This is a genomic window from Acinetobacter sichuanensis (genome assembly GCF_003024515.2).
Taxonomy (GTDB): Bacteria; Pseudomonadota; Gammaproteobacteria; order Pseudomonadales; family Moraxellaceae; genus Acinetobacter; species Acinetobacter sichuanensis.
Genome location: NZ_PYIX02000001.1, coordinates 252,914 through 265,942 on the forward strand (window position 1 = coordinate 252,914; position 13,029 = coordinate 265,942).

10 protein-coding genes and 1 pseudogene are annotated in these 13,029 nt (G+C 35.3%); 10 read left to right on the plus strand and 1 reads right to left on the minus strand.

Going from position 1 to position 13,029, the window contains the following annotated elements:
* Positions 1-88: 88 nt before the first annotated feature.
* The 8 genes and pseudogenes from C9E89_RS01210 (at position 89) to hpaR (ending at position 8,892) form a co-directional block, all read left to right on the plus strand.
* A pseudogene (locus tag C9E89_RS01210) lies at positions 89-1,161 on the plus strand (RNA-guided endonuclease InsQ/TnpB family protein).
* Positions 1,162-1,367: 206 nt separating this feature from the next.
* Positions 1,368-2,633 (plus strand): p-hydroxyphenylacetate 3-hydroxylase oxygenase component, encoded by a 1,266-nt coding sequence (locus tag C9E89_RS01215; protein WP_107006612.1) that lies wholly within the window; start codon positions 1,368-1,370, stop codon positions 2,631-2,633.
* 33 nt (positions 2,634-2,666) lie between these two features.
* A complete protein-coding gene (locus C9E89_RS01220; protein WP_107006613.1) occupies positions 2,667-3,611 on the plus strand; it encodes a p-hydroxyphenylacetate 3-hydroxylase reductase component in 945 nt (314 codons plus the stop codon).
* Between the two features lie 177 nt (positions 3,612-3,788).
* Positions 3,789-4,538, plus strand: a complete 750-nt coding sequence (locus C9E89_RS01225) for a helix-turn-helix domain-containing protein (RefSeq protein WP_107006614.1) — start codon at positions 3,789-3,791, stop codon at positions 4,536-4,538.
* A 214-nt stretch (positions 4,539-4,752) separates the two neighbouring features.
* Positions 4,753-5,715, plus strand: a complete 963-nt coding sequence (locus tag C9E89_RS01235; RefSeq protein ID WP_107006616.1) for a PDR/VanB family oxidoreductase — start codon at positions 4,753-4,755, stop codon at positions 5,713-5,715.
* Between the two features lie 36 nt (positions 5,716-5,751).
* Positions 5,752-6,840 (plus strand): aromatic ring-hydroxylating dioxygenase subunit alpha, encoded by a 1,089-nt coding sequence (locus C9E89_RS01240; protein WP_107006617.1) that lies wholly within the window; start codon positions 5,752-5,754, stop codon positions 6,838-6,840.
* 165 nt (positions 6,841-7,005) lie between these two features.
* Positions 7,006-8,244, plus strand: coding sequence for an OprD family outer membrane porin (locus C9E89_RS01245; RefSeq protein ID WP_107006618.1), 1,239 nt, complete (start codon positions 7,006-7,008; stop codon positions 8,242-8,244).
* A 225-nt stretch (positions 8,245-8,469) separates the two neighbouring features.
* A complete protein-coding gene (hpaR, locus tag C9E89_RS01250; protein ID WP_107006619.1) occupies positions 8,470-8,892 on the plus strand; it encodes a homoprotocatechuate degradation operon regulator HpaR in 423 nt (140 codons plus the stop codon).
* A 23-nt stretch (positions 8,893-8,915) separates the two neighbouring features.
* On the opposite strand, the gene C9E89_RS01255 is transcribed toward hpaR, so the two are convergent.
* Positions 8,916-10,121 carry an MFS transporter gene (locus C9E89_RS01255; RefSeq protein WP_228198961.1) on the minus strand — a complete coding sequence of 402 codons (1,206 nt, stop codon included), beginning with the start codon at positions 10,119-10,121 and terminating at the stop codon, positions 8,916-8,918.
* A 178-nt stretch (positions 10,122-10,299) separates the two neighbouring features.
* Here C9E89_RS01255 and C9E89_RS01260 point away from each other — a divergent pair, with 178 nt between their 5' ends.
* Positions 10,300-11,238, plus strand: coding sequence for an MBL fold metallo-hydrolase (locus C9E89_RS01260; RefSeq protein ID WP_107006620.1), 939 nt, complete (start codon positions 10,300-10,302; stop codon positions 11,236-11,238).
* 131 nt (positions 11,239-11,369) lie between these two features.
* Positions 11,370-12,965, plus strand: a complete 1,596-nt coding sequence (locus C9E89_RS01265) for a GMC family oxidoreductase (protein WP_107006621.1) — start codon at positions 11,370-11,372, stop codon at positions 12,963-12,965.
* The last annotated feature ends 64 nt before the right edge of the window (positions 12,966-13,029 follow it).

Consider the following 13,029-nt stretch of genomic DNA (forward strand, 5'->3'; position numbering starts at 1 on the left):
TAAGCGACTGGCGTAAGTCATACGACATGAAGTGTCGTATAATATCTTTGGGGTTCTCTATTTAAAATGTCATTGTTAAAATAACCACATGAAAACACTTAAATTACGCATAAAAGATAAACATTGCAAGATGCTAGACCAATTAGCATCAGAGGTTAATTTTGTTTGGAATTATGTCAATGATTTAAGTTTTAAGCGTCTAAAAAGAACAGGTCAATTTTTCTCAGCATACGATATTGCTCAATATACCAAAGGCACATCGAAAGAATGTAACTTGCACAGCCAAACTATTCAGGCGGTCACAGAAGAATTAGTTACCCGAAGAAAGCAATTTAAAAAAGCTAAATTGAAATGGCGTGTCAGTAACAAAAAATCAGCTAGGCGTTCTTTGGGATGGATACCATTTAAGAAAGTAGCGGTTAAATATGCTGATGGATATGTGCAATATGGAAAGCATCAATTCAAACTATGGGATAGCTACGGACTAAGTAAATACAACGTTAAAACAGGCTCGTTTGTCGAGGATAGTCGTGGACGTTGGTACGTTTGTCTTGTAGTTGATTCACATAAGCAAGAAAAACCAACCACAACTAAAGCAATAGGCATTGATCTCGGTTTAAAAGATATAGCCACTTGTTCTGATGGCACTGTGATTTCAAATCCTAAGTTCTATCGAAAATACGAGCAGAAATTAGGGATAGCTCAACGAGCAAAGAATAAAAAACGTGTACGTGCATTACACGCTAAGATTGCAAATTGTCGAAAAGATCATTTGCACAAAGCAAGCACCATGCTTGTGAAAAATAATGTATACATCATAGTAGGTAACTTGAGTGCCAAGAAACTTGTAAAAACTAAAATGGCAAAGCCTGTTTTAGATACAGGATTTTCAGCACTAAAAACAATGCTCAAGTATAAATGCGAGAACGCAGGGGTATTGTTTGAAGAAGTCAACGAAGCCTATACCACCTGAGAAACATCGTTTCGCAAGGTTCGTGCTGTGGCTCACGCTCTAGTAGTCCGAAAGGTAGGACAGGACTTGGAATAAGAGAATGGTCGTGCATGGAATGTGGTACATGCCATGATAGAGATATAAACTCAGCGATTAATATTCTTGCGCTCGGACATGAGCGTCTAGTAGTAGGAATCCCCGTCCTTTAGGTCGGGGAGGATGTCAAGATAAATAAAATATGAAATGACGGGGATGACAAGCTTTCATAAATACAGCGATAAAAAGCCATGAAAAGTACAAATTAATACGTGAAAAATGCATTAACTAAATCGTGTATTCCATGAATAATAGAAAAATATTAGGAAGTTAAATAAATATTTTTTTATAAATATCTGATTTTTAAGGAAGAGTAATCATGGAAAATACAATTTCGACACATGAGTCTTTTGAGAACTATGCAAATGACGCATCTGATTCAATCCAAATGATTTATACAGAAGCAGCAAACCCAATTTCGTCAGAAAAAACGATGTTAGAAAAAATTAAGGAAATTTTACCAAAAATTGCGGCACGTGCTGAAGAAGCAGAACAACTGCGCCGTGTGCCTGATGAAAATATTGCTTTGTTAAAAGAAATTAATTTTCATCGTGCATTCCAACCTAAAGTATATGGTGGGTTGGAAATGAGTTTGCCTGATTTTGCCAATTGTATTGTCACTTTAGCAGGTGCATGTGCAGGAACTGCATGGGCTTTTAGTTTGTTATGTACGCATAGCCATCAAATTGCGATGTTTAGCAAACAGCTACAAGATGAAATCTGGCTGAATAATGTTGATGCAACAGCAAGTAGCTCAATCGCACCTTTTGGCAAAGTACAAGAGGTTGATGGTGGCGTTATTTTAAATGGTGAATATGGCTGGAGCAGTGGATGTGATCATGCTGAATATGCCATTGTTGGTTTTAACCGTTTTGATGCAGAAGGTCATAAAATCTATAGTTTTGGTGTGATTCCTCGTCAAGATTATGAAATTGTGGATAACTGGTATGCACAAGCCATTAAGAGCAGTGGTTCAAAACAATTAAAATTAGTCGATGTATTCATTCCTGAATATCGTATTTCTAAAGCCAAAGACATGATGGAAGGTAAATCGGCAGGGTTTGGTTTATATCCTCAGTCAGAAATTTTCTATTCACCTTATCGCCCATATTTTGCCAGTGGTTTTTCCGCAGTAAGTTTAGGTGTGGCAGAACGTATGATTGAAGCGTTTAAAGATAAGCAGCGCAATCGTATTCGTGCTTATACAGGTGTAAATGTTGGCGTTGCAACACCTGCTTTAATGCGCATAGCTGAATCAACACATCAAGTTGCTGCTGCACGTGCATTGTTAGAAAAAACTTGGGAAGACCATCGTTTACATGGCGTTAATCATCTTTATCCAAATAAAGAGACATTGGCTTTTTGGCGTACAAATCAAGCCTATGCAGTCAAGATGTGTATCGAAGCTGTAGATCGTTTGATGGCAGGTGCAGGGGCAACCAGTTGGTTAGATAGTAGTGAACTCCAACGTTTATTCCGTGATGCACATATGACAGGTGCGCATGCTTATACCGACTATGATGTTTGTGCGCAAATTTTAGGTCGTGAATTAATGGGCTTAGAACCAGATCCAAGCATGGTTTAATTTCATTATTATTCAAATACAAGGAGTTGTGATATGAATAGCATGGTCGAAAATATGAATATACAAGCACTAGATCCAAAAGCATTTCGTCGTGCCTTAGGTAATTTTGCGACAGGTGTCACCATTATGACAGCGCAAAATGCGCAAGGTGAGCGTGTAGGTGTTACTGCAAATAGTTTTAATTCAGTTTCTTTAGATCCTGCATTAATTTTATGGAGTATTGATAAAAACTCATCAAGTTACCGTATTTTTTCAGAAGCGACGCATTTTGCAGTAAACATTTTGTCGGCAGCACAAATTGATTTATCCAATAAATTTGCTCGTCGTGCTGAAGATAAATTTGCAGGAATTGAGTATGAAATCGGGGCTGGATCTAGCCCTATTTTAAAAAACTGTTCGGCTGTTTTTGAGTGTGAAAAATTTAATATTGTTGAAGGTGGTGATCATTGGATTATTATCGGAAAAGTTGTTAAATTTCATGATTATGGTCGTTCACCTTTGTTATATCATCAAGGTGCTTATTCTGCGGTTTTACCTCATCCGAGCTTAAACAGCAAAGCAAGTACAGAAGAAAGCGTATTTCCGGGACGTTTATATAACAATATGTACTATTTGCTGACTCAAGCTGTACGTGCATATCAAAATGATTATCAACCTAAGCAACTTACCAGTGGTTTTAGAACCAGTGAAGCGCGTTTACTTCTGGTTTTAGAAAGTAAAACTGCGACCAGTAAAAGTGATTTGCAACGTGAAGTGGCAATGCCGATTCATGAAATTGAACAAGCAACAGAAATTTTGGCACAAAAAGGTTTATTGCTTGATACTGGGCATTCTTATGAGTTAACAGCGCAAGGAAATGAATGTGCTCATATGCTTTATAAAATTGCAGAAAGTCATCAGGAGGAAGTTTTTGCTCAATATGCGCCTGAAGATCGTGAGCTATTTAAAAAGATGTTAAAAGACTTAATTGGTATTTAATTTTATACTGTAAAAGTGAAGTGAATTGTTGTCTTTAGATGACTTTATGCTTCACTTTTACAGAATGGATTATATAGATCACAAAGTGAAAACTCCTTTTTCATTTTTCAATAATAAATCTTGCTAAGCCGCACAGATTCATATACTAATAAGTCATCATCTAAATGGATTTAGAAGATGAATAATCGTCAAAATTTTTCAAATTTCATTGATTTAGCGGCACTCATGGGGCGTCCAGAGTTTGATTCATCCTTATTGTTTTATTTAAATACATGGGTGCAATCGAAGCATTTTTCTATTTTGCGCGTTAAAGATAATATTCCTGCATTATTATTGTGTGATCGACAACATGATCGTCCAAATGTTGCATGGCATTGTGGGCAATCTTATGTCAAACGCTATCATCTCTATGATGATTTATATCAAAATTTAGCCACGCAAAATATAGAGCAGCATCAAACGACAACAGGACAGCTTTGCGCAGATGAAATTATTTTTTCACCTTATCGGCAAGAAATTTATGAGAAAAATGGTCTAATTCAGCGGCTATGTGGTCTTTATCGAGACGATGATAATTCGCCAATTTTATTTAATTTGTATCGTCATAAGGAGCAAGGTTTTTATTCAGATCATGAAATTGAAAACTTTGAACGTATCATTCCTGCATTGGTCAAACTGATTCAAGGTCATTTGGCTTTACAAGAAAAAAGTCAGCAAAAAGACTTAAAGCAGCAACTATTCAAGTATCAGCCTTTACTGACAAGCCAAGAAGTTGAAGTATGTAGCCGTATTTTAAAAGGAATGAGTTATATTGGCATTGCTGCTGATTTAAATTTAAAAGAATCTACCATTAAAACTTATCGTAATCGTGCATTTGAAAAATTAGGAATTAATTTTAAAAATCAACTCTTTGCTTTGTTTTTGTAGTGATTTTACTGTGCTGTGAAACTCAATGGATCGTGATTTCAAAATATTCTAAATTCAACCCATCACATTAGACTTAGCGGAGTGACGCTATCGCATTACATCTCTTTATCACATTATTTTAGATTTTGTCCTCCTTTTGGGGGACAGGCTTTATTTGAAGCCTATTTATACTGAATCTTATTCATATGAGTCATATGAAAGGGAGTCAGTCACTATGGAAAGTTCATTATTCGCGTTGGTTGTTACGCATGTGCAGGCAGAAGCCAAAGACACACTTGTTTTAGAGTTACAACATCCGCAGCGGCAAGACCTGCCACAGTTTAGTGCAGGTTCACATCTAGAAGTTTATCTTGAAAATGGTTTGATTCGTCATTATTCCTTGTTGAATTGTTCAAGTGAAAGACAACGTTATGTGATTGCAGTTGGGCTAGCGCAGGATGGGCGTGGTGGTTCACAATATATTCATCAAAAAATTCGTGTGGGTGATACTTTAAAAGTCAGCTCACCTCGTAATAATTTTCCTTTGCTTGATGCCGATGCGTACTGCTTTATTGCAGGTGGTATTGGTATTACACCTATTTTATCCATGATTCATTGGTGTATCAAAAATCATAAAAAATGGCGATTAATTTATGCTTTAAGACATAAGCAACGTGCGAGTTTTTATGAGGATTTAATTCAATTAGCACCTGAAAATATTCAATTTTATTTTAATGATGAACATGAACAACAGCATTTAAATGTAGAAGAAATTGTTAAAAATCTAAATGCGAGTGAACATATTTATTGTTGTGGTCCAAATGCAATGATGCAAAGTGTGCAACAGGCAGCACAGCATCTTGCGCCAGAGCGTGTACATTTTGAATGGTTTAGCGCGCCTGTTTTGGAGCATTCAGCGATACAGACCTCAGATTCATTTACCTTAAAACTCAAACGCTCAGGTAAAGAAATTCAAGTTATGGCAGACCAGTCGATTTTAGATGCCTTAGAACAAGAGGGCTTTGAACTGCCATTTTCATGCCGTGCAGGTATTTGTAGAAGCTGTGAAACCACTGTGTGTTCAGGCACACCTGATCACCAAGATATGATTTTAAGTGACGAAGAACGTGCTGAAAATAAAAGCATGCTGATTTGTGTTTCTAGAGCCAAAAGCCAAATGATTGAGCTTGATCTTTAAGTTCAAAATATTCAGACATCATCAGGACGATATTGTATGACCATTCCAACCGTAAATATTATAGAAGCATGTCGTAAAGCCGCAGATAAAATGGCAAATAAAGATACGCCATTAATTTTAAATGAATGGTATGTCGCGGCATTTAAAAGTGAAATTGGTAGAAATTTATTTGCACGTAAAATTTTAAATAAGCGTGTTGTGATGTATCGTACTTTAGAGGGGCAAGCCGTTGCGCTTGAAGATCGTTGCGCACATCGTTCATTTCCATTGTCAAAAAGTCATTTAGATGGCAATAATATTATCTGTGGTTATCATGGTTTTAAATATAATAGTTCAGGCGATTTAGTCGAAATTCCATCACAAAAACAGTGCCCACATGGTATTGGTATTCAAACATATAAGTTGGTTGAAACAGGTCCTTTAGTTTGGATTTGGTTGGGAGATCAACAACTTGCTGATGAGTCTAAAATTCCCCAATTGCCGTGGTTGGAGAGTGAACAGTGGGCATCTACTTCAGGTTATTTTTTCCATCCCGGAAATTATGTCAGTATGCATGAAAATCTTATGGATTTAACGCATCTCACTTTTTTACATGCCAATACAATTGGTACGCCAGATTATGCCAGCGCACCTTATAAAACCGAATTAAAAGAGGGTCACTATAAGTTAATTCGTGAAGTTGTACCGACGACTTTATCACCTGTATGGGGTGAAACGACAGGACTTGCAGGTAAGGAAACGGCTGCACGTATTGCAACATCAGAATTTTTATCACCCGGCTTGCATCAAGTGAGTGTTTCATTTTATGACTCGGCGCTTGATGAAAATACGCGCCAAACATTTAAAATTCATACGGCACATATTTTAACACCTCAAACCAATAATACGATGCACTATTTTATTGTTCATGGGCGTGACTTCGCATTAGATGATGAGCATATTGAAGCATTTATGCATGAACAGTTATTTGCTGCTTTTCAAGAAGATGTAGAAGGCTTGGGTGCTTTAGAAGAAGTACTTGATGATCGAGATCAATATCATTTTGAAATTTCTGTCGCAAGTGATTCACCTGCTGTTGCCACACGAATTTATTTAAAGAAACGTGCTGAACAAGAACAAGTTTAATCTGATTTTTTTAAAAATAATAAAACTCTAGAGTTTAAGTGCTAGAGTTTTATTTTCTATTAAGTTAATATATTAAATAAATATAGTTAATATGTTAATTATATTGTAATTTTTCACTATGAACAAAGTATAAAAATACAGGATCGTATTTTAAAGGATAAAATTATGGAAAATTTAAAAATAGCCATGAGGCAAGTGGGTGCTGTTCTTCTCCATTCTACTTTGGTTGGAATGGTATTTAGTCATACAGTTTATGCTGAAGATAATTGGAAACTTTCACTGAAAAATGCTTATATTGATCGTGATTTTGATCCTGAGGCAGTTAAGGATCAAGGCAGTTGGTCTCAAGGAGTTTCTTTATTTTATACCTCAGATTATCAAAAAACACCTTTTGATCAATTAGAAATTGGTTTAGATGCATCAGCACAATATGCAACACGATTAAGTTCAGACAAACATGTTGCAGACAGTATTTTACCTTTTGATGCACAGTCTAAGAGCCAAGCCGATGATTTTAAAAAATATGGTGGAACTTTAAAATTTAAATATCAAGATAATGTCTTACGTGCGGGTGAGTTATGGTTAGATACACCACTCACATCAGTCGATGGCAGTCGTCAGCTATTATCTTCTTATATGGGGGTAAATTTTAACAGTAAAGTTAATGATCAGCTTGGGATCGAGGTCGGTCATGTTTCACGTGTTTCACCTCGTAATGAGGAAGACTTTGTTAAGTTTTCTTATACGCAACAAGGTGTTAAACACAAATCAGATGGTTTGAATTATCTTGATGTTCGTTATAAGTTTAATGATGCTTTAAAAGGTGAATATTATTTCGGAAATTTATCTGATTTATTTAATTTACATTATGTTGGTTTAGATCATACATTTAAACTCGCTGATGAGTTGGCATTAAACTCTAAAATTAAATATTTTAATGCGCAAGATACGGGTAAAGCCGTACATATTGATACGCAAAATATTGGCGTATTGGAAACCGTAAAATATAAAAATCATAGTTTAGGTGTAGGCTTTCAACAGATTATTGGCGATGCTTATCCTTTATTAGATGGTTTTTTGCCTGAACCTTATTTTATTAACTGGAATGTAACTGGATTTGCCAAACAAGAAGAAAAATCTTATCACTTGGTATATGCCTATAATTTTAAAGATCACATTCCCGGTTTAAATACGATTGCTAAATATTCATATGGCGATGATATTAAAATGGTTGATGGACGTAAAAACCAAGAAACTGAGCTTGGTTTAATTGTAAGTTATAATCTTCAGCAAGAAAAATTAAAAGGTTTAGGTGTACAATATATGTATGTTAAATATGATGTAGATCATGGCAATGATTTTCAGGAAAATCGTGTTTTCTTAACCTATAATAAAAAGTTCTAATTCTTGTGAGTTAGCTCATAATCTGAAATAAGTGGATGATTTAATCTGAAGAAAATCATCCATTTTTTGTAGATTAAATTAAAAATTTTGTTCATTATTTATGATGTAAAATTGTTTGAAGCATGAATAAATTTTTTAAAAATGGTCATTCTTCTACAAAAGAAAATATAAATATGATCCAAAATTAAGTTAATATGTTTATTAAAATAAATGATTAGGTTTGATATGAAAACGATCCGTCCCTCTTTAACTTTGGCATTGTTACAAGCACGCGAAGCAACGATGACCTATTTTCGTCCTGCATTGAATGAAATAGGTTTAACTGAGCAACAATGGCGAGTGATCCGTATTTTATATCAATATGAAGAGTTGGAGAGTAATCAACTTGCTGATTTTGCATGTATTTTAAAACCAAGCTTAACGGGGATTTTAAACCGTATGATTGAGCAAGATTTGATATTAAAACGTAAAGATGTGAATGATCAGCGTATTAATTTGATCACCTTAACTGATGAAGGGAAGGCATGCTTTGAGCAGCAAGCCGTTAAAATGGAAGCTTCTTATAAAAAAATTCAAGAGCAATATGGGGTAGAAAAAATGCAGCAACTCATGACCATGTTGAATGACTTGTCAAAAATTAAACTTTAAGATCAAGTCATTTTATTGGTATTTTATGATGTCGTCATAGGTTTTTTATCGTGTAAAAATTTAAAAAGAATAAACAATGCCAATAATAAAGCAAAAATCAACATGGTGTTTTTCACACCAATATAGGTGGCAAGGATGCCTGCCAATAACCCACCTAAAGCGTCAAATCCAAAGCGTAAAGAGGTATAAATTGAAACCACACGCCCACGAAACTCACTGGGCGCATGGCGTTGAATGAGGATATTTGTGGAAACATTGGTGGTGGAAATACCAAAGCCTAAACAAAACATAGCAAAATAATAAAAGAAAGTTAAATCTATCAGTGCTAATGCGATAAGACCTAAAACACAAAGTAGCATGTTATAAAAAATACGATTTTTGATTTGTTGTTCATTTTGTGTATTGGCTAAGATCAGAGCTGAAAGCAGAGAGCCGACACCAGCCGCTCCCCATAAGTAGCCCAAAGTTGTTTCATTGCCATTTAAATAATCTTTTGCAAAAATAGGCAAAATAGCCACATAACTTGATGCAGTTAAATTTAAAATGGCGATTGATAACATCATCCATCGATATTCAACATGATGAAAAACATAGATATAACCTTCTTTGAGCACACTTTGAATAGAGCCTTTTGCTTTCACAACTTGAATATTTTTCATATACATTAAAGCAATGATGAGGCAAAAATAAGACAAGGCATTTAAAATAAAGCACAAAATAGGATCAGCAATGACCAGTAATAAACCTGCAATAGGTGGACCAATAAAACGACATGAATTAAAAATCATGGCATTTAAAGCCAAAGCATTTGCAATATAATTTTTATCTTCAACTAAATCGCTGATAAAAGATTGGCGTAATGGCGTATCAATTGCACTGAGTACACCTAAAAACATGGAAAGTGCCAAAATACTGATCGCATCAAGCCATTTAAAATAAGCACAGATTGCCAAGAGAAATGCTTGTATAAAAAAAAGAATTTGTACAAAAATCAGCGCTTTTCTTTTATTCAGTTTATCAATCATTGCTCCAACAAAGGGGCTGATCACCAGTTGCGGTGCGAGTGCAAAAAATGTGATGAGACCCAGAAGAACAGCAGAATGTGTAAGTTCATAAACCAACCAAGCCAAAGCAACTTGCTGAATCCATGTTCCTAAAGTTGATAAAGTATGCCCAATAAAGTAATTTCTAAAATTAGGATAATTTAGACTTTGGAATATTTTTGGCAATTTAAATCTCTTTAAATGTAAATAAAGGTTGAAAGTTGATTATTTAGTTAATATATTAACATTAATGTTATTAAATATGTGAACTAATTCGGTATCAATCAGGCATATCAATTTTTAATATATTTAAATAAATAGCATTCGATTGAAAAATGGAAAATAGTTGAATTAGGACATGGATATGTTGAACGTTAAAAATGCGATATTAAGCGCATTAACACTCGGTGGTTTTTTACTCAGCTCTATGGCGATAGCCCAAGATCAACTGATTTTGTTAGGAACTAAAGGTGGACCTTCACTTTATTCAACACAGTCATTACCACAGTCAAGTGCAATACAAATAAAGAATGATGTTTATGTGATTGATGCAGGATATGGTGCAAGTTATCGCTTACTAGAAGCAAAAGTGCCGTTGAAAAATATTAAAGCTATTTTTATTACGCATTTACACAGTGATCATATTCTTGATTATCCTGCTTTGTTAATGAACAGTTGGCTAAGTAGTCTAGATCATGAGATTCAAGTCTTTGGTCCAAAAGGGACAAAAGAAATGACAGAAAATCTTTTAAAAGCTTATAACGTCGATATTCAGTTACGTTATGAGGATGAAGGTCGAGAGCCATTAAATAAGTTTTTAAAAGTTCATGAGTTTGACGAAGGCGATGTATATCAAGATGAAAATGTCAAAGTAACAGCCAAACGAGTACCACATCAGCCTTTTAAAATGGGCGAGGCATTTGCCTTTAAGTTTGAAACAGCTCAGAAACAAAACCTTGTATTTTCAGGAGATACCAACTATTACCCACCTTTTGCCAAGTTTGCAAAAAATGCTGATATTTTGGTTCATGAAGTTGCACATGGCGATGGTATTGGTCGTTTAGCCAAACGTATGGGATATGATGAAAGTTTTAGAGATGCTGTGATTGCTCATCATATTACGCCTCAAGATGTTGGAAAAACTGCAACTCAAGCACAAGTGAAAAAACTGGTACTGAGCCATATTGTCCCTGTAGGTGATCCAGAATTAACCGATGCTGTTTGGAAAAAAGATGTCGGTGCATTTTATAAAGGTGAAATTGTCGTTGGAAAAGATGGCATGGTCATTCCTTTAAATCAATAAAATAAATTGTCTGAATGATTGATCTTTTTCCTTTGTATAAAAACCCATGGCGACAGAGGAGATTGATCAAATACAGCAGAATAAACAGTGCTTTAATGAAAAAATGATAAGTGAAACATTGGATGGTATGTATGCAAGAATATGATTATATTGTATGTGGTGCGGGTTCAGCAGGGTGTGTGGTTGCAACACGTCTAATACAAGAAAATAAAGGAAGTGTACTGTTACTTGAAGCAGGTGGTAGTGATGATAATATTCTCATCAAAATGCCTGCGGGTGTTTCGGAAGTGATTCCAACAAAAACATGGGATTACACGACAGAACCTGATGAAAATACCCATCAACGTCGTATGACTTGCGCACAAGGAAAAGTATTAGGAGGCAGTAGCTCAGTCAATGGCATGATTTATATTCGAGGGCAGCAAGAAGATTATGATTCGTGGGCTCAAGAAGATGGATGTGCAGGTTGGGACTTTAATGCGCTATTACCTTACTTTAAAAAAGCAGAAAAAAATGAAAGTTTATCTGAGCCTTATCATGGAACGACAGGACCATTGTCTGTAAGTGAAAATCGCTATCGACATCCGCTTACTCAAGTCTTTATTAAAGCAGGTCAAGAGTTAGGTTTGCCTTATGTTAATGATTTTAATGGGCATAAACAGCAAGGTGTCGGGTTTTTTCAAACCACTACACAAAATGGTGAAAGAGCGAGTGTTTCGCAAACCTATTTAAAATTAGTACAGAATCATCCTCAATTAACGCTTAAATTAAATGTTTTAGTGCATCAAGTCGTTGTGGAAAATCAAAAAGCCTGTGCAATTGAATGTGAAATTGCAGGTAAAAAACATATTTTTAAAGCGCGTAAACAGATTGTTTTAAGTGCAGGATCGATCGGTACACCTAAGATTTTAATGCTTTCTGGAATTGGTCCTAAAAATCATTTAAATGATGTGGGAATCACAACGATTCAGGACTTACCTGTCGGGCAAAATTATCATGATCATTTACATGTATCGATTAATGCCGAAACGAAGCAACCTATTTCACTTTATGGGCAAAATTTAGGATTTAAAAAAATAAAAAATGGCGCGCAGTGGGTATTTACACGAACAGGTGTTGTATCTTCTAATATTCTTGAGGGAGGCGCATTTATTGATACTCATCAAGAAGGTCGACCAGATGTACAAGCTCATTTTTTGCCGGGCTTAGATACATGGGACGATCCTGATGGACTTGGAAAAGGAAAAACACATGGAATTACCCTGAAAAATTGTTTTTTACGTCCAAAATCTCGTGGAGAAATTTTCTTAAAAAGTAAAAATCCACATGATAGTGTGAAAATTCAAGCAAACTTACTGAGTCATCCTGATGATATTCAAGGTATGCTTCGTGCAACAAAATTTGGTTTAGCACTATTAAAAATGCCATCTTTTGAACCTTTGTTGGATCAGGTATTTTCACCTCCTCAAAGTTCTCATCAGAATGATCAAGCATTGATTGAGTTCATTCGTGGCACATGTAAAACAACTTATCATCCTGTTGGAACATGCCGCATGGGGACTGATCAACGTTATTCTGTGGTTGATCTTCAGTTAAAAGTGCATGGTATAGAAAATCTATGCGTAATAGATTGTTCTGTATTTCCATCAATTCCAAGTGGAAATACCAATGCACCGACCATTGCTGTTGCAGAAAAAGGCGTTGATTTGTTAATGCAACGTACTTAAGTGAAGTGCTATGAGATATATGTTATGAAATTAAATATTATGAGATAAATAAATAGATCTTTAG